Source organism: Actinoalloteichus sp. AHMU CJ021, from assembly GCF_002895405.1.
Lineage (GTDB): Bacteria > Actinomycetota > Actinomycetes > Mycobacteriales > Pseudonocardiaceae > Actinoalloteichus_B > Actinoalloteichus_B caeruleus.
In genome coordinates this window covers 6,753,176-6,771,501 of sequence record NZ_CP025990.1, presented here as the reverse complement: position 1 = coordinate 6,771,501, position 18,326 = coordinate 6,753,176, and the positions used below count along the sequence as shown (strand labels likewise).

Genomic DNA, 18,326 nt, shown 5'->3' with positions numbered 1-18,326 from the left:
CGGGGCCGGGTCGCCGAGGGGGTCGCCCGTCGGCCCCGATCGTGCCGGGGCCGGGGACGGGCGACCCGGCCGCGAGGGGGCCGACGTCCGCCGCCGGGTTCTCCGGCGCTCGAGCGGCGTGGGCGGCGCGACGAGGCCACCGGTCACCGGCTGACCGCCCCGCCGTGCTGGACCTGGGGCGTGCCCTCCGCACTCTGGTCGGGCGGCGGAGCGTCGCCGTGACCCCCGGCGGTGCTCGCGGCGGCTAGACCACGTACGAGAACACGAACACCACCACGGAGAAGACGAGCAGCCCCAGGCAGTTGACCCAGAACTCCTGTCGGAGGAACCGGGCTCTGACGTGCGCGTACGAGGCGCACAGGAAGTAGGCCACCACTCCGGCGTTCGCGGCGGCCCCGACTCCCGGCACCCAGATGCCGACGAGGAGTCCCGCGCTCGCCAGTGCCTTGATGACGACGAGGGTCCACCACCACTCCCGGGGGAAGCCCACCCCGTCGAGGCAGTCGCGAATGAACTTCGGCGGTCGGATCGAGAGCGCCGCGTCCAGGAGGAGTACCGAGGCAAGCGCCGCCGGGAGCCACCAGAGGGCAGGGACGAGTGTCATGACGAGTGGTCCTCACTGGAGCAGATGGTGGTGATGGTGTCGCACAGGCGATCACTGATCGTGGTGGCCTCGTCGTCGGGACCGGCTGCCCAGCCGAACAGCGCTCCGACGTAGGCGAAGTAGATCGCGGTCGCCAGCGAGGTGGGGTCGCGTGTTCCCGGGCGGCCGCCCGCCTCGAGCACGTCGCGGATCTCATCCACCAGCGTCGTGGACAGTTCGGTGAAGACGGTGGAGGAGTGGTTCCCGGCGACGAGGATCGAGGCGTACGCCCTGGCGAGGCCTGGGCGGGTGGTGAAGAGGTCGAGGAACGGTGTCAGGAGCGACATCACGCGAGCCGCGCACGGGACTCCGGTCGCGGATGGCGGCTCGGTGACCGAGCCGCGCCGGGCCAGGTGCACCTGTTCGATGAGCCTGTCGAAGATGGCGACGAGGAGCCCGCTCTTGTCGCCCACCGCCATGACGGTGCCGACGCTCACGCCCGCCGACGCGGCGATGTCCCGGACCGTGGTGGCCGCGAAGCCCTGCTCGAGGAACAGGGCGTCGGCTGCGGCGAGCACCTTCGCGTGCGTCGCGCTTCGTAGTCGATCTCGTGTCGTACCCATCCGACCCACCAGACTGAACGAGTTCACTGAACACGTTCAGCACACTGTGGTGGTCCCGCGCCTCCGGCACCCATCACGCCATCGGCGGCTCTCCTGGCCCTGAGGCCCGCGCGTCGCCGGCCCCGCTCTCGGTCACGGTGGGCAGGGCCGGGGCGTCGTCCTTCGCGTCGTCCCAGCTGATCACCGGCACGGCCAGCCTCCACCGGACCCCCGTCGAGCGTGGTCAGGAACCCGTCCCGCCGCCGGTGGACGACCCCCGGGGCGGATCGGCGCCCTCAGGCGCGTGGCACGCCGGAGGTCTCCTGGTGCGGTGAGGTGTGGTCCGGGCGGGCCGCGCGGGTAGACCGGTGCCCCGGGTCGAGGCACGGCTGGCACCCACCTGGATCCGCCACGACGTCGGGATCCCGCCGCCCCACGTCCCCGCACCGCCCGGCGGGTCCTGGGGTTTCGTGGTCAGTGTCGGGAACGCGTGACCTCGGTGTCGTCCCAACCCAGCACCGACAGGGCCACGCCCGCCCGGTAGTGCGCGATGCCCACCGCCGAGTAGGCGATCAGCGGGCTCGGCAGGGCGTCGAACCGGAACCAGGCCACGCCGGAGCTCTTCTCGGGTTCCCTGTTGAACGGAACTCCCGACCACCTGGTCGCTTCGAAGAACAGACCCAACCGGGGTTCCACGCCGGGAGCGGTGACGTGCGCCGTGTGGACCAGCCGCAGCTGGTCCTGCCTGACCGAGACGCCGACCTCCTCACGCGCCTCGCGGGCGGCTCCGGCGAGGACGGACTCCCCGGCCTCCAGTTTTCCCGCCGGCAGGTGCCACTGGCCGTCGAACCTCGGGTCGGTGTCCCTGCGGAGGCTCAGCAGGAGCTCGTCGTCGCGCACCAGGATGACGTGCACGTCGACGAGGTGGCGTTCTGGCATCGGTGGCCTCCGGGCGGCCGGTGGTGGGGACGTACCGTCCGGGAGCCTACGGACCCGCCCCACCCGCGTCCCTGGTGGCAGCGCCGCTCCACGCCGGTGCTCCGGTGCCGGCCTCCACGCATCAGGGCGGTCCCGCCCCGCCCTGGACCGGGGTCGAGGCGCGACGTTGTCCGCGCCGCGCGACCGGGCCTACGGTGGAGGCAGCCCCTCGACGTGAAGCCGGGAGGTCGAGTGGGACGGGGACCGCGGGAAGGTCCGGCGATCGTGCCCTCGTCCCGTGGAGGGCCGAACAGTGCGAATGATCTTCGTGAACCTGCCGGTCAGGGACCTCGAGCGGTCGAAGCGGTTCTTCGGCGAGCTGGGTTTCTCCTTCGACCCCACGTTCTCCAACGACACCGTCGCCGGGATGGTCGTCGAGCGGAACATCTACGTGATGCTGCTGGAGGAGGAGCAGTTCCGGCAGTTCATCACCGACGAGATCAGTGACACCTCCACCACCACGGAGGTGCTGACCTGCCTGTCGGCGGACAGCCGGGAACAGGTCGACGACCTGGTGGCGAAGGCGATCGCAGCCGGCGGGCGGCCCTGGAAGCCGCCGATGGAGGATGGCCCGATGTACGGGGGGAGCTTCCAGGACCCCGACGGGCACGTGTGGGAACTGGTGCACATGGCCATGACGTGACAGCTCCCGCTTCGCCCTGACCGGTTGTCGTCGGGATGCGGTCCGAAGCGCTCGCCCGGAGGTAGGGCCTCCGTGGGCTCGGCGCTGCCGCTGGCCACGGTGCCCGTGGGGCACGTCGTCCGGCGGTCGGCGCGGCAGTCGCGCCGCCGGCCTCCGACCGGGGGCGCGCTGCTCGACGCCGTCGGCGGCGCGTCGACCCCCGGACTCCAGGCACGTCTTGGTGAGCGCGGTCGTGCTCGGGACCGGGCTCGTCGTGCTGAGCCTGACCGGGCTTCGGGACCGGACGCCCGGGGGCCGTCGCGGGTGAGCGTCGACCGACCCCCGGGCGCGGGGACTCACCCCTGCTCGCGGTCGTCCAGCAGCGCCGTCTGCACCATGCGGACCGCCCGCCGGCGGTTGACGTGCTGGGCCCGGCCCACCGGGAGCGTCTTCGGCCGCAGGTCCCCCAGGAACCGCCCCTCGTCCTTCGGGCAGGAGAACATCAGCGCCGGGGTCCCCAGCTCCCACATCTGCCGCACGACCGGATCACTCATCGCCCGGTTCGCCCCCGCCGTGCTCCTGGCGATGATCACGTGCAGGCCGATGTCCGCCGCCTGCGGCAGCATCGGCAGCAGCGGTTGCAGCGGGCTGCCGCCGTAGCCGCCGCCCATGAGCTCGAAGTCGTCCACGAGGATGAACAGCCGGCCACCGGTCCACCAGTCCCGCTTGGACAGCCGGTCAGGAGTGATCTCCGGGCCGGGCAACCGCTTCTTGATCAGTTCGGCGACGTGCCCGACGTTCTCCCCGAACGAGTCGCTGGTCACCGAGTAGGCGATCTGGTGCTCCTGGGGTGCCGCGTCGTACAGCTCGCGGCGGAAGTCGGCGAACATGATCCGGGCCTCCCCCGCCGGGTGGTGGGCGGCCACCGACCGGGCGATGTGGCGGAGGAGGTTCGTCTTCCCGGTCTCGCCGTCGCCGAACACCAACAGGTGGGGGGTGACGTCGAAGTCGTGCCACAGCGGGGCCAGGTCCACATCGTCCAGGCCCAACGCCACCCGCACCTCGGCCTCCGGCCGGTCGGCCTGGGGCCCCGGCAGGTCCCGGGCCGACACGGTCGCCGGCAGCATCCGCACCGGCGGCGCCTGGGGCACGCCGGGCATCGCGAAGGTGTCCACCAGGTCGAGGGCGGCGTCGGGCAGGTCGTCGGTGCTGGACCGGCCGTCCACCCTCGGCAGCGCCGTCAGGTAGTGCATCGCGTCCGCCGTGATGCCACGTCCGGGGATGGCGGGCACCTGGGCGGCGATCTTGCCGCCGATCTCGGAGTCCACCGGGTCGCCCAGCCGCAGCTCGAACCGGGTGCCGAGCACGTCCCGCAGCCAGGGCCGCATCTCCGCCCACCGCGTCGCGGCCACCATGAGGTGGATGCCGAAGGTCAGACCCCGCGCGGCGATCTCCCCGAGCCGGTCCTCCAGCTCCTCGAACTCCTGCCGGACGGTGTACCAGCCGTCGATGACCAGGAACACGTCCCCGTAGGGGTCCTGCTCGACCAGCCGCCCCTCCCTGCGGGCCCGCCGGTAGTTGGCGATCGAGTCGATGTTGTTCGCCTGGAACAGCAGCTCCCGCCGTTCCAACAACGCCGACATCTCCATCACGGTGCGGCTGACCCGGTCCCGGTCGAGCCGGTTCGCCACGCTACCCACGTGCGGGAGGCCCGAGAGCGAGGACAGGGTGCCACCGCCGAAGTCCAGGCAGTAGAACTGCACCTCGGTGGCGTCGTGCATGAGGCTGAGCCCGGTGATCACGGTGCGCAGCACGGTGCTCTTCCCGCTCTGCGGCCCGCCCACCACGGCCATGTGCCCCGCCGAACCCGACAGGTCGGCGGTCAGCAGGTCGCGGCGCTGCTGCTCGGGGAGGTCGACCAGCGCCATCGGCGCGTTCAGCGGGCGCACCAGCGACGGGTCGGCCACCATCAGGCCGCGCCCCGGCTCCTCCAACAGGGGCGGCAGCAGCTCGTCGAGGGTGGCGGAGCGGCGCAGCGGCGGCAACCACACCTGGTGGGCGCGTGGCCCGAGCCCACGCAACCGGTCGATGAGCACGTCCAGCACGCTCAGCCCGGCCTGCTTCGCGCCCGCCTCCCGCTCCGCGGCGAGTTCCTCCTCGCTGACCAGCCGTTCCGTCCGCACCTTCGGTGCCAGGTAGCCCGCCTCGAAGGCGTGCAACTGCTCCTCGATGACCTGCCTGCTGTGCTGGCGACGGCTGGACCGGTACGCACCGGAGACGTAGGCGCCCTTGAACCGCTCCAGGGTGTGGGTGTCGCTGCGCAGGTAGCCGTTGCCAGGGGAGGTGGGCAGCTCGTAGGCGTCGGGCACGCCGATCACCGCGCGGCTCTCCATCGCCGAGAACGTGCGCAGACCGATCCGGTAGGACAGGTGCGTCTCGACCTTGGAGATGCGGCCCTCGTCCAGGCGCTGGGAGGCCAGCAGCAGGTGCACGCCCAGGCTTCGGCCGAGACGTCCGATGGTGGCGAACACGTCGATGAAGTCGGGCTTGCTCACCAGCATCTCGCTGAACTCGTCGACCACGACGAACAGGGCCGGCAACGGTTCGAGGGGGACCCCGTTGCGCCGGGCCTGTTCGTAGTCGCGGCGGGACGCGTAGTTGCCCGCCGCCCGCAGCAGCTCCTGCCGCCGGGTCATCTCCCCGGTCAACGCGTCCGCCATCCGGTCGACCAGTTCCAACTCGTCGACGAGGTTGGTGATGACGGCCGACGTGTGGGGTAACTGGTCGAACCCGAGGAAGGCCGCGCCGCCCTTGAAGTCGACGAGGACGAAGTTCAGTTCCTCCGAGGAGTGGGTGATGGCCAGCGCGGCGACGAGGGTCCGCAGCAGCTCGCTCTTGCCGGACCCGGTGGCGCCGACCAGCATCCCGTGCGGGCCCATCCCGGACTCGGCCGACTCCTTGATGTCCAGGTCCACCGGCGTTCCGTCCTCGGCCACCCCGATGGGGACCCGGAGACGCTGGCGGGAGGAGCGGGCCAGCCGGACCGGGGTCGGGTCGAAGGTCCGGGCGTCGCCGACCCCCAACAGGGTCGTCAGCTCGTAGTCACCGCTGAGCGGGGCGCTGGTGTCGTTGCTGGTGCTCATCCGCTGGTGGGCCATGCCCCTGGCCAGCGCGGCCGCCGCCTGGACCGACATGCGGTCCGGGGCGCACAGCGTCGCGGAGCTCTCCTTGCCGGTGCGGTCGAAGCTGACCCGGCCGATCTCCTCCGCGCTCACCTCCAGGTGCAGCACGCTCCGGTTCGGCCGCCACGGCAGTGTGCCGCCGACGTCGATGAGCACCGTGTTCTGGTAACCGGTGTCCACGCTCTGGTGACCGGGCGGTGGTTCCACACCGTCGACCACGATCACCACCAGCGGTTCGCCCGCAGTGATCATCGTGCCGGTCTCGAACTTGGTGCGAGCGGTGAAGGACTCCCCGAGCCGTTCCTCCAACTCGGCGAAGTCCTGGCCCACCATCCGCAGCGGCCCCAGCGCGTCCCTGCGGTCGGGGTCCTGGGCGTGCGGAAGCCACTTCACCCAGTCCCACTCCGGCAGGTTCTCGCCCTTCGCGCAGACCGCGATCGTCAGGTCGTTGGGGGAGTGGAACGCCGCGAGCTGCGCCAACATCGCCCGCACCAGGTCCCTGCCAGCGGCCTGGTCGCCCCGGAGTTGGATCCGCGCGAAACCCCGCAGGTAGACCGCGATCGGCGACGGGGAGAGCGTGCTGTACGCGCGCAGGAACCGGCGCAACGCGTGCGCGGACAACGGTTCAAGGTCCTCCACCGGTTTGGTCTGCGGTGGGATCAGCTTCATCGCCGAGTGCTGCGAGCCAAGGCCCAGCCGCACCTCCCCGAAGTCGTCGTGCCCGGTGCGCCGTTCCCACAGCCGGTAGCTCAGGATCAGCGACCAGAGGGACGCCGGATCGGGGTGGGTCCAGGTCGCCGCCCGGTGCTGCGCGGCCAACTTCTCCCGGACCTGTTTGCGCACCTGCGAGAGGTAGCGGAGGTAGTCCCGCCGCTCGCCGTGCATCTGCCGTTTGCGTTCGGACGCCGTCCTCGCCAGCTGGCCCACCAGCATGCCGATGCTCGCGATGCCCATCATCCCGCCAGCCATGTAGGACAGCGGGCTGGAGTTGGGCTGGAGGAAGATCAGCATCATGGCGCCGGAGCCCAACGCCATGGGCAGGTAGGTGAGGACGGTGGCCATGTTGCCGCTCTGCGGCTCCGGCACCGTGGGCGGCTCCTGGAGGCCCAGCTCCCCACCGGGCATCTTCGGACCGACCCGGCGCGGGGGCCTGCGGAACAACGTCGTGCTCACCGTGTCTCCTTTGGCGAGAGATAACCCTCAAAACACCGGCGGTACCGCACGAACGGAGCAATGCTGCGACATTCGTGGCTAGCTTCCGCCTTGTCAAGGGAACGGAAACCCGGCCAACCGGGGTATGAGGAACTCAACACCACGTGGATGACGCGTCCAAGGATGCCACAAGTCAACTCTGCCGACTTCGGTTGGTGATCGGGGACAACGCCGTTGATCTGGCGTTGCCCAGCGATGTCCCCCTGGTCGACCTGCTGCCGGCGATCCTCCGGCAGGCCGGCGGAGACCTGGCCGACGAGGCCGTCGAACATGAGGGGTTCGTGCTCCAGCGGTTGGGGCAGCCACCGTTCGACGAGGAGTACACCCCCGGAGAACTCGGCCTGGTCGACGGGGAGACCGTGCACCTGCGCCCTCGCACCGACGGGCTCCCCGCCATCGACTTCGACGACCTCGTGGCCGGGGTCGCCGACCAGTCCCGGATGCGTCGGGACCGGTGGAAACCCCGTGCCACCCGCAACATGCTGCTCGGCTTCGCCGGCGCCACCCTGCTGCTCGGCCTCCTGGTCCTCCTGGTGCCCGGCCCGGTGGTGCCCCGGGTCTCGGTGATGGGCGGGATCGCCGCGGTGCTGCTGGTCGCCGCCGCCGTGGTGTCCAGGTCCGTGCGGGACACGGTGACCGGCGCCGTGCTGGCCGTCGCCGGCTTCGGCTACGCGGCCGGGTTCGGCTGGCTGTTCCCGCTGGTGTTCTCCGATTCGACGACCGCGACCGTCAGCGCCGTCTGCGCCTCGGCGGCCGGCGCGGCGGCCCTGGTGCTCGGGCTGGTCGGCGTCGCCGACGCCGCGCTGGTCTTCACCGGTGGGCTCGTGCTCTCGGTGTTCACCCTCGCGACGGCGCTGCTCGCCGGCAGTGACACCCTCGGCGTGTCAGGGGCGGCCGGGATCGTGCTGGTGGTGACCCTCGTCGCGCAGAACTTCGTGCCGAGCATGTCCTTCCGCCTCGGCCGGCTGGGGCTGCCCACCCTGCCCACCGCGCCGGAGGAACTGAACGAGGACATCGAACCCACCCCGTTCCAGTCCGTCATCGACGGCGCCCTGGCCACCGACAGGTACATGACGACGTTGTACCTGGTGTTCTCGGTGATCGAGGCCGCGTTGCTGACGGCGCTGGTCTGGAACGGTTCGGGTTGGGCGCTGATCACCGCCGCCGTGGTGGGGCTGCTGCTGGTGCTGCGCTCCCGGCACCTCGACGCCGGTCGCCACCGGTGGTCCCTGCTGGCGGCCGGCGGCTATGGCCTGGCCGCCGTCGTGGTCGCCTTCGCCGCCGATCAGGCCCTGCTCGAACGGCTCGCCTGGGTGTTCGGCGGCGTGATGGTCCTCGCCGTGGCGTTGCTCGCCGGTAGCGCGAAGATGCCCGGCTACCGGCCGCCGCCCTACTGGGGGCGGACCGTGGACATCCTGGAGACGTTGTGCGCGGCGGCGGTGGCGCCACTGCTGTTGGCGATGCTCGACGTGTACGGGATCATGCGGGGGCTCGCGGGCTGAGCGCCCGCCCGCCCCACCGGCCGTCGCGGTCGCCGCGACGGCCCACCGAATCAGCAGTCCACCCGGGAACAAGGAGGGGCCGTGCAGTCGCGGCGCGACCAGGTCCAAGCCTACTTCTTCGTCGTGGGCCGGCTGGTGTCCGCGCTGATGCGGGCCAGAACCGACGAACCGGCCCCGCCGCACCGCCGCTTCGGCACCGGCTTCTTCGGCGGTGTGCTGCTGGCCGCCCTGATCAGCGCGGGCTTCGGGGTGTACGGGCTGATCGTGCCCAGTGGCAACGACTCGTGGCGTGCCGCCGGCACGATCATCGTCGAGGAGGAGACCGGCGCCCGGTACCTGTACCTGGACGGGCTCCTGCACCCCGTCCTGAACTACGCCTCGGCCCGGCTCGCCGTCAACGACGCGCGGGGGCAGGTGTCGCAGGTGTCCCAGCGGTCGTTGGAGGGCGTGCCGCGCGGGGTGCCCATCGGCATACCCAACGCGCCGGACTCGTTGCCGGCGGCGGCGGACATGACGGACGGCCCGTGGCTGTCCTGCGCCTCCACCACCACCGACGAGGCCGGCCAGGACCGCCCCGCCACCACCCTGCTGGTCGCCGGTCCCGGTGGCATCACCCTCGCTGACGGCGAGGGTCTGCTCGTCGTCGGCCCGGACGACCAGACGCACCTGGTGTGGCAGGGCCGCAAGTACCGTTTCCCGGACGGCACCATCGCCGCCGCTCTCGGGTACGACACCGTCACCCCGCTCCGGGTCACCACCAGCTGGATCAACGCGTTGCCCACCGGGCCGGACCTCGGTCCTCCCGAGGTCGAGGGCATCGGCGAGCCGACCGCGCCCATCGGGAACAGCCCTGGCGTGGTCGGCCAGATCTACCAGGTGGACAACCCGGTGATCGACGCCACCGAGTTCTACGTGCTGCGGCGGGACGGCCTGGCGGCGGTGAGCCCGACGATGGCGAGCCTCGCCCTGGCCTCCCCGGCCACCGCGACCGCCTACCCGGCCGGCGGTGTCCGCCCGATCGCGATCGGTCCGGAAGCCCTCGCCGGAGCGCCGCGTTCCTCGGCCCCGATCGCCGGTACCGACCACCCGAACACCCCGCCGACCCTGGTCGACCTGGACGGATCGGCGAGCGTCCGGCCGTGCGTGCGCTTCACCCTCGGCTCCACCGACGGACCCGACATCGCGGTGAGCATGGTGGACCGCGACACCGTCGACGGACCGGTGAGCCCGGCGCGCGGTACCGAGGCCGGTAGCGCCGACCGGGTTCTCGTGCCCCCGAACAGCGGGGTCCTGGTGCGGGATCTGCCGGCGCCCGGGGTGGACGGCGGAACCCACTACCTCGTCACCGACCTCGGGGTGAAGTACCCGCTGGCCTCCACCCAGGTGGCGGCGACCCTCGGGTACGGGGGAAGCCGGTCGGTGCCCGTCCCTGGCGAGCTGCTCGCCGCCCTGCCGACGGGGCCGGTGCTCGATCCGGAACAGGCCATTCGGCCGCGTCAACCCGTGCCGCCCCAGTCCGAGGGGGACAACTGAGGGATACCCCTGCGACAGTGCCAGGGGGATGCGTTCCGGTCGGAACGCACTCGGAATCAGTGATGTGCTTACTTCTGTCAGCATCGGTGAAACCGCGGTTCCGTGGTTGTCGATGCGTCCCGTGTTTTCCTATGCCGACGGTGAGGGTGAGATGTCCCAGCAGACACGTTTGACTCCCGCAGAGCTCCGCGCCACCGCGGGCCGGCACGACAGCGAGGCGGACTCGCTGAACCGCGAGCGCCAGCGGGTTCAGGGTGAGGTGTCGGCGCTGGTCTCCGGGAACAGCGGCGCTCTGATCAACACGCTCAAGAGGGTTCACGAGCAGTGGGACGGCGAGTTCGCGAGGATCGAGCAGAAGCTCCGTGAGATGGCCGAGCAGGTGCGGAACTCCGCGAACAAGCTCGAGAGCACCGACGAGACGTCCGGACAGGACCTCATGAACGTCGGGAACCAGGGCAACCCGTACGCCGGGATGCTCTGAGTTCCTGACTTCCGTACGTCCCTCGCACGACCCAGTCTTCCGAACGGAGCGACATGAGCGAGAACATCAACTACGTCTACCCGAAGATCGCCGAGGGCATCAACATCATGCGGAACTCGGCCAGGGGCATCCAGGCTTCGGTGGACGGGCTGCGCAGCGACACCCAGCGGCAGCTCGCCTCCTTCGACGGTGAGGCCGCGACGGCCTACGGCTCGAAGTCGAAGCTGGTGACGCAGGCGTTCGACTCGGCGAACATGACGTTGAACAACGCCGCCACCTCCATCGAGAGCGCCGCTGACAGCCTCCAGCGTCAGGACCGCTCGTCGGCCGGCGGTTTCTGAGGCCCTGGGAAAGCGGAACCCGCCGTTGATGGGTTCCGCTTTCCCGCGTGTCGGTTCCGAGGCGGTCCACCGCCACTGATCCTCTGGAGTCGCCAACCATGTCCCACTCCAACACGGCCATGGACCCGGACGAGGTCCGGAACGCGGCCGCCGCGCTCAAGAACCTCCTGCCGAACTTCGACGAGATGATGTCGGAACTCCTGTCCATCGAGATCCGGCCCGGCAACCTGGCGGCCGGTCACTTCCTCGAGGACGTCGTCGGGAACCGCAAGGAGGAGCTCCGCCAGCACCTGCTGGACCTCAAGAAGGTCGTCACCTACATCGGGGACAACCTTGAGGAGATCGCCGGCCTCTTCGAGGACGTCGACGAGACCAACGCCGCCGAGCTCGCCAGGGTGACCTCCCAGATCGACGGCCTCGTGAGCGACATGGCGCTCCAGCCTCCCGAGCCCGTGCCGGGCGATCCCGAGTACATGCCCTCGGACTACCCCTACCCGGGGCAGCAACACGGGTACGCGCCCCCGCCGTCGCAGTACACGCCGGCCAACAGCGGGTATCCCGGCCAGGACCCGACCTACCAGGCGCCCAACGGTGGGTACGTCGGCCAGCCGCTCACCTACGAGTCGCAGAACGTCCCAGCGAACTACCAGTACGGGACGCAGCAGCCGACCTACCCGTCGCAGCACGGGGGGTACCCGGCGCAGCCGGTCACCTACGAGTCGCAGAGCATCCCCGCCAACTACGGTTACCCGGTCAACCACGGTTACCCGGCGACTCCGGCGCTCCCGGTCATGCCGGTCATCCCGGTCACACCGGTCATCCCGGCGATCCCGCTGGAGCCCGCGTACGCGCCGTTGGAGCCGATGAACGCGCCGATGCTGCCCGTCGAGCGCGCGTACACCCCGTTGGAGCCGATGAACGCGCCGGCACTGCCCGTCGAGCGCGGGCTGACCCCGTTGGAGCCGCGGTTCATCCCGGCGGAGCCCGCGATCCCGGCCGAGAGGCTCGACCACGACGCGTAGGCCCAGCAGTGCCCGCGCCGCACGGCGGGCACACCGACAGATCACCGAGCCTCCCGCGTTCCCCCGCGCCTCGGGGAACGCAGGGGGACCCGATGCCGCCGGTGGCCTTCGCCGCCCTCCGCCCACGCCCCACGAGGGAGAACACCGATGTCCGATCGTTTGAACGGCGAGAACGACCGGCCGTCCACCAGCTATGCCGACTCGTCGATGGAATGGCTGGTCGAGACCGCCAGGACCATCGAACCCCCCACGCTGCGGCACGCCGGTGAGGTATTCCCCAACATCGCGCAGAACCTCGACACCACCCTCGACTCGATCAAGTCGCAGGCGAAGAAGCTCGACGAGGACGGGATCTTCGAGGGCGCGGCCGCCGAGTCGTTCCAGAACTACGTCGGCGAACTGCTGCGGATCTCGGGGCGGGTGGTGAACGCGCTCTCGCCCAGCCACTTCGACCAACACCCCATCCGGGGCGAGGACGGCGGGGGCGGCAACTCCGGCGGGTACGGCATCTTCGTCGACGTCGGGGACCGGGCACAGGAAGCCAGGGACACGATCCTCGACGAGGTCGAGGCGGCGCAGGGCTTCTACAAGTCTGCCGCGCAGCTCATCTCGGCGGGTGTCGGCGTGATGTTCTTCAGCCCCGCCACGGCGATGATGCTCTTCGGGCTCGGCAAGGTGGCCGCCGAGATGGGCAAGGAGCGGCTGAAGAAGGCCCGCGAGGCCATGCAACACCTCTCCGACGAGGTGTACCTGCCGGTCGGTGACTCCCTGAAGGACTCCCTCGGCAAGGCGTTGGACACGCCGGTGTCCTCCGCCGGCGCGGTCTTCCAGCCACCGCCCGTCGAGACTGTCGGAAACCCGCCCGGGGTTCCGGGCAACGGCCAGGGGATGCCAGGGGAGCAGCTGCCGGACCAGATCCCCCAGGAGAACATCCCCGGCGTCCCCGCGGAGGAGGGGTTCGGGGGCGAGATCCCATCGGAGGCCGGGCAGCTCGCACCGGGTGAAGCGGTACCGGGGCTGGACACCGAGGGGCTGGCCACCACTCCCGGTGAGCTGGGGGAGGAGGCCCTCGGGGAGAACGGCGAGGGCATCGGCGGCGGCGCGCCCGGCGTGGGCGGTGGCGGCGCCGGCGACCCGGCCGGAGGCGAGACGCCCGGCGGTCTGGACGTGGGTGGCGCCGGCGAGGAGGCGCAGCAGGCCGTCGAGGACGCGAAGGCGGCGGGACAGGACGCCATCGACGGCCTCAACGAGATCGGGAACAGCGCGCCGAGCCTCGACTCGGCCGGTGAGGGCGCGGGTGGCGGCTCCCCCGGTGGCTCCCCCGGCGGCCTCGACATCGGCGAGGGCATCGGTGGCGAGGAAGGCGTCGGTGGCGAGGAGGGCGTCGGCGGCGGTGGCGAGGGTGCCGGCGGTGGCGGCGACTCGGCAGCCGGCGAGGCAGCGCGGCAGGCCGTCGAGGACGCCAAGGCAGCCGGTCAGGAGGCCATCGACGGCCTGAACGAGATCGGCGGCGGTGGTCTGGACGGCATCGGTGGCGACGCGCCCGGCGAGGGCGGCGGTGGCGCCCCGATCGGCGGCGGCGTGCCCGGCTTCGGCGGCGGCGGTTCCGAGGGGACCGGTGGCGGCGGGGACTCCGCCGGCGGTGGGGACAACGGCGCCGGTGAGGCGGCCCGGCAGGCCGTCGAGGACGCGAAGCGGGCCGGTCAGGAGGCCATCGACGGCCTCAACGAGATCGGCGGCGGCGGTCTCGACGGCATCGGCGGTGGCGTCCCAGGCGGTGGCGTGCCCGGCGGCGGGGCGCCTGGATCCGGCGACCGGGACCCCGAGTCGCGCCGCGCCATCGAGGACGCGAAGCGGGCCGGCCAGGAGGCCATCGACGGCCTCGACGACCTGGTCAACGGGGGCGGCCTCGGCATCGGCGAGGACGGGAGTTTCGACCCGGGAGCCGCCCGACAGGCGATCGACGACGCCGAGGCCGGATTCCGCGAGGCCCAGGACCAACTGGAGGGCATCGACACCAGCGGGATGTCCCCCCAGGAACGGCAGGCCATCGAGGACGCCAGGGACCGCCTCAGCGACGGCCTCGGCAGCCTCGACGAGGCCAGGAACGCCCTCGACCCCTCGGTCAGCGAGGGCGAACGCGCCGTCGACGACGCCGCCCGACAGGCCCAGGACGCACTGGACGAACTCGGTCAGATCGGTTCCTCCACCCCCGGCGGCCTCCCCGACGGCTCCCAGGACGCGGTCGACGGTGCCCGCCGCGCCGCGGAGGAGGCCATGGCCGGGCTGGAGGGCATCGACCTCACCGGCGACCCCGCCGAGGTCAGCGAGGCACTCGAACAGGCCAGGTCAGGTTTCGAAGCCGCCGACGACCTGCTGGCGGGCATGGACATGAGCGACATGTCCGACGCCGAGCGGCAGGCCATCGAGGACGTCCGCGACAAGCTCGGCGAGAGCATGGACAGCCTCACCGACGTTCCGCTCCCCGGCCAGCCACAGCTGTTGCCCGCCGACCTCAACGACGCGCAGCGCGACTTCGACAACGCCCGAGGACGTCTCGGCGACATCGAGACCGACGGGATGTCGGAGGCGTCGCGCCAGGCGGTCGACGACGCCAGGCGGATGGCGGAGGAAGCCGTCGCCGGCCTCGGCGAGATCAACCTCGACGGCGACCCCGACCTCGCGCGGCAGGGCCTGGAATCCGCCGACGGCGGATTCCGGGACGCGGAGGACCGGCTCGCCGGGATCGACACCAGCGCCCTCCCCGAGGAGGCCCGGCAGGCCATCGAGGACGCTCGCCAGTCGCTGTCCGAGGGGCGGGAGAGCCTGTCCGGTCTGCTGTCGCGTGAGGGTGACACCGACTCGTGGCGCGACGCCGCCACCGAGGCCAAGGCGGCCACCAGTGACCTGGAGTCCTTCCTCTCCGGTGGCGGCGCCGGTGGCGGTGGGGCGCCGGATCTGGAGTCGATCGGTGCTGGCGGAGGTGCCGGTGGCGGCGTGCCGGACCTCGGCTCCATCGGCGGTGGCGGTGGCGGTGGCGTCGACCCCGGGGTGGGCGTGGGCGCACCGAGGACACTGCCGGCCATGGACCCGGCCGCCATGACGAGGACCCCGTCCTTCAACGTGGCACCGCCCGGAGCGACGATGCCCCAGTCGGTGTCCTCGGTGTCCGTGCCCGCGACCCAGTCGGCCGGCGGACCGGGCGGGCACGGGATGCCGATGATGCCCCCGATGTCCCCCGGCATGGCGGCGGCCGGCGCGGGTGGGCAGAACCAGAAGCGGGAACGCGAGGCCTGGATCGGGGCGGACGACGAGGAATGGTCCGACGACCGTTCCATCTCCCCGGTGGTGGGACGCGAATGAGCGGGCCGGCCAGCGCGGGTACGGCGATGACACGTCAGGTGTGAGCACGAGGAGGATCACGGATGGAGCTGGTCTCCGACACCACCCAGCCGCCCGACCCGGGCGACTTCGGGGGCGTTCCACCGACGCTGGAGGGCGCCGTGGCGGCGCTCGCGGCCGCCGACCCCGACCGGTTCTACCGCGCCGCGGACAGCTTCGACGGCATCGTCACCCGGCTCAACGGGGTGTTGGACGAGGTACGTCGACACTGGAACCGGCTCGACGAGGTCTGGCAGGGCGGTTCGGCCAAGGACAGGTTGTCCGAGCGGAGGACGAGGACGGACAACGTCGTCGTCCAGGTGACCGACACCCTGAGCACGCCGAGTTACTCCTCCCGCACCAGGGAGGCCGGGGACGCCCTGGTGCGGGCACAGCGGCAGCTGAAGGACATCCAGCAGTCGACGGTCCAGATGGACCCGCTGCCCACCGACATGCCGGCGGAGGACGCCGCGCACGCCAACGCCGCGCGGGCGGAACACGCCGCCAGGGTCAAGGACGAGCAGGCGGCGCATGTGCTCCACCGGCTGTCCGCCGACTACAACCAGACCAGTGCCACCCTGCGGCAGCTTCCCGAGGTGACCGCGGCCGATGCTCGGGTGCGGGCCAACGCGCCCATGACCCGCGTGACCCAGGTCGGGGTCACCACGGCCTCCGCCCCGATGTCGGTGCTCGGCGCCCCGGCGAACGGCGTTCCGCTCTCCCCGACCGGGCTGGCCGCTCCCGAGCAGCAGGAGGTGACCCCGTACGCGGGAGCGCCGGCCGCCGTGGCCGGTGCCGCCCCCTACGGGGCGGTCCAGCAACGCATGGGTGTCCTGGGGCAGCCGGCCGCGTCGTCGCAGCCCGTCGGTGACGAGAAGTACGGGGTCAACTCGGTGGCGCGCCCCGCCGGCGTCGGCGTCGTCGGCGGTGTCGGCGACCGCGCCGGCCAGCCTGGGCAGTACGGGCAGTCGGGGGAGGACGGCCAGTGGTCCACTCCGGGTGATGTCACGGTCGGTCTGGACGCGCAGGCGGTGCAGACCGTCGGACACGCCCCCGTGGTCCCCGCCGCGCCCGGGGCACCGGTGGCGCCCGTCGCACCGGTGTCGAACGTCCCGGTCGGGGTCGAGGCGGGTGGACGGGTGCCGGTGGCGGGCATCGGAGTGCCCGGCGGCGTCGGCACCAACGTGCCCCGGTTCCCGCAGCCGGTGAACCCGGTCGTGCCGCCCGTCTCCAACCAGTCCGGGGACCGCCCGGGCAACCCGCCGGGGCACAACCCGTCGCCGACGAACCCGTCGGGTGGCCGACCGCCAGCGGGGCAGCCTCCGCTGAACACCCTGCCGCCGGGCAGTGGGCCCGGGTCGGTGCCCGTCCAGAACCCCCAGTTCGGGCAGACCCCCGGCGGGGTGACGCCCCCGGGTGCGCTCCCACCAGGCAAGGTCACCCCGGGGCTGCCGGTCCTCGGCGCCACACCCGGGGGCATCCCGCCGTCCGGTGTGGTCTCGCCGGGCAGCGCGGTGCCGCCAGGGGCGATCCCGCCCGGTGCGGTTCCGCCGGTGCCAGGCGGGACGCCAGGAAGCGCGGTCCCGGGGCAGCCCCTCGGCGGAGCGCCACTGCCCGGCGGGACGCCCGGGCGGTTGCCGGTGTCCACCCCGGGCGGCGTCTTCGGGTTCGACATGGGGATGGGGACCCCTGGCGTCGTGACCCCGGGGGGTTCGGGAGACTCCAGAGCTCCGTTCATGCCGATGGGAGGAATGGGCGCGGGTGCCGGCCAACAGGAGGAGGACCGGCTGCGAGACGCTCCCTACACCGAGTCCGACTCGTGGTCGGTCGCCCGGGAGGGTTCCGCCGGAGTGATCGGCCGGGACTGACAGCCCGCCCCACCGTCCCCGACAGCAACATCCAGCAGGAGGACCTGACATGACCGCCGGCTTTAACCCGTTCAGCGGCCAAGGCCTGCCCGACGTCGCCGGAGCCCTCGCGGAGTTCGAGAAGCAGCAGGCGCGGCTGATCAAGCTCCAGGAGGACATCTCCAAGGCGTCGACGACGGTCGACTCCGACAACAAGATGCTCACCGTGACCCTCGACGGCAACGGCCAGCTGCGCGAGATCAAGGTGAACACGACCCAGTACCGCAAGATGACGCCCAAGGAACTGGCCGAGGTCCTCACCAAGACGTTGCGGAAGGCGAACTCGGAGCACCTCAAGTCGATGGGTGAGCTGATGGGCGGGTCCCCGGTCCCCAACGTGGACTTCGAGGACTTCGCCTCGGGGCGCAGCGACTTCGGCGAACTGCTCCAGGGCATCCTCGACCCGATCATCGCCGACCAGGGCGCCACCACGCAGAAACCCGAGCTGAAGAAGCCGCGTCCCCAGGACGACGGCTGGGACCACGACCGCTGACCGCCCTGGGGGCCGCCCCTGACCCCGGCGGCCTCCCCCTTCGTTGACCCGAGACCACCGCGTGTCCCCCCAGGACACCGGGTCCCCCCTGGAGGGGGCCCGAGAGGAAGGAGAGCGGCGTGGCCGACGAGACCTCAGTGGACACCACCGAGGTGTTCATCCACAACAAGGAGGACCGGGAGGCCATCGAGGACTTCGGTGCAGCGTGGCGCGAGCTCTGCCAGGTCCTCGACGCCAACGACGGCTGCTGGAGCACCGACGACATCGGGAAGGCGTTCGCGAACAAGTACGTCGAACCCGCTGACGGGCAGGTCCAGAGCCTGGAGGACGTCTACGAGATCTGCGCGAACATGTCGGGTTTCGTGCCCGAGGTGGTCGAGTTGTTCATGCAGATCGACAGCGAGGGGGCGCAGGACCTCGGCTCCGCCATCGACCATCTCCGCAGGGGTCGGCCCGACACCTCGGGCTGAGTACGGAACTGGGTGAG

Annotated in this window: 14 protein-coding genes; 10 read left to right on the top strand and 4 right to left on the bottom strand. The window is 71.6% G+C overall.

The genetic code is table 11. The annotated features are described in order from the left end of the window. Positions 1–244: 244 nt before the first annotated feature. From C1701_RS26785 to C1701_RS26775, 3 genes are all read right to left on the bottom strand, one after another. The gene (locus C1701_RS26785; protein WP_026420301.1) at positions 245–604 is read right to left on the bottom strand and encodes a DoxX family protein; all 360 of its coding nucleotides are present in this window, start codon (positions 602–604) and stop codon (positions 245–247) included. Further along, positions 601–1,206 carry a TetR/AcrR family transcriptional regulator gene (locus C1701_RS26780; protein WP_026420302.1) on the bottom strand — a complete coding sequence of 202 codons (606 nt, stop codon included), beginning with the start codon at positions 1,204–1,206 and terminating at the stop codon, positions 601–603. The genes C1701_RS26785 and C1701_RS26780 overlap by 4 nt, the downstream gene beginning before the upstream one ends. 453 nt (positions 1,207–1,659) lie before the next feature. Further along, positions 1,660–2,124: an NUDIX hydrolase gene (locus C1701_RS26775; protein WP_026420303.1), complete on the bottom strand. Its 465-nt coding sequence runs from the start codon at positions 2,122–2,124 to the stop codon at positions 1,660–1,662. Between the two features lie 298 nt (positions 2,125–2,422). Here C1701_RS26775 and C1701_RS26770 point away from each other — a divergent pair, with 298 nt between their 5' ends. Continuing rightward, positions 2,423–2,806, top strand: a complete 384-nt coding sequence (locus C1701_RS26770) for a VOC family protein (RefSeq protein ID WP_103056897.1) — start codon at positions 2,423–2,425, stop codon at positions 2,804–2,806. A 335-nt stretch (positions 2,807–3,141) separates the two neighbouring features. Here C1701_RS26770 and C1701_RS26765 read toward each other — a convergent pair whose 3' ends face one another. Beyond that, positions 3,142–7,140 carry a type VII secretion protein EccC gene (locus C1701_RS26765; RefSeq protein WP_026420305.1) on the bottom strand — a complete coding sequence of 1,333 codons (3,999 nt, stop codon included), beginning with the start codon at positions 7,138–7,140 and terminating at the stop codon, positions 3,142–3,144. Positions 7,141–7,283: 143 nt separating this feature from the next. Here C1701_RS26765 and eccD point away from each other — a divergent pair, with 143 nt between their 5' ends. The 9 genes from eccD (at position 7,284) to C1701_RS26720 (ending at position 18,309) form a co-directional block, all read left to right on the top strand. Then, positions 7,284–8,681 (top strand): type VII secretion integral membrane protein EccD, encoded by a 1,398-nt coding sequence (eccD, locus tag C1701_RS26760; protein ID WP_026420306.1) that lies wholly within the window; start codon positions 7,284–7,286, stop codon positions 8,679–8,681. Between the two features lie 81 nt (positions 8,682–8,762). Next, on the top strand, positions 8,763–10,214 hold the full coding sequence (gene eccB / locus C1701_RS26755; protein WP_051314308.1) for a type VII secretion protein EccB: 1,452 nt from the start codon (positions 8,763–8,765) through the stop codon (positions 10,212–10,214). A 151-nt stretch (positions 10,215–10,365) separates the two neighbouring features. Further along, a complete protein-coding gene (locus C1701_RS26750; RefSeq protein WP_026420307.1) occupies positions 10,366–10,695 on the top strand; it encodes a WXG100 family type VII secretion target in 330 nt (109 codons plus the stop codon). A gap of 53 nt (positions 10,696–10,748) precedes the next feature. Further along, a complete protein-coding gene (locus C1701_RS26745) occupies positions 10,749–11,036 on the top strand; it encodes a WXG100 family type VII secretion target (RefSeq protein WP_026420308.1) in 288 nt (95 codons plus the stop codon). Positions 11,037–11,134: 98 nt separating this feature from the next. After that, positions 11,135–12,058 carry a hypothetical protein gene (locus tag C1701_RS26740; protein WP_103056896.1) on the top strand — a complete coding sequence of 308 codons (924 nt, stop codon included), beginning with the start codon at positions 11,135–11,137 and terminating at the stop codon, positions 12,056–12,058. A gap of 147 nt (positions 12,059–12,205) precedes the next feature. Beyond that, on the top strand, positions 12,206–15,421 hold the full coding sequence (locus tag C1701_RS28055; RefSeq protein ID WP_337662020.1) for a hypothetical protein: 3,216 nt from the start codon (positions 12,206–12,208) through the stop codon (positions 15,419–15,421). A 62-nt stretch (positions 15,422–15,483) separates the two neighbouring features. Continuing rightward, on the top strand, positions 15,484–17,307 hold the full coding sequence (locus C1701_RS26730; RefSeq protein WP_026420311.1) for a WXG100 family type VII secretion target: 1,824 nt from the start codon (positions 15,484–15,486) through the stop codon (positions 17,305–17,307). 49 nt (positions 17,308–17,356) lie between these two features. Next, entirely contained in the window at positions 17,357–17,839 is a 483-nt protein-coding gene (locus C1701_RS26725) for a YbaB/EbfC family nucleoid-associated protein (RefSeq protein WP_030107302.1), read from the top strand. A 119-nt stretch (positions 17,840–17,958) separates the two neighbouring features. Next, a complete protein-coding gene (locus C1701_RS26720) occupies positions 17,959–18,309 on the top strand; it encodes a hypothetical protein (protein ID WP_030107301.1) in 351 nt (116 codons plus the stop codon). Positions 18,310–18,326 lie beyond the last annotated feature (17 nt).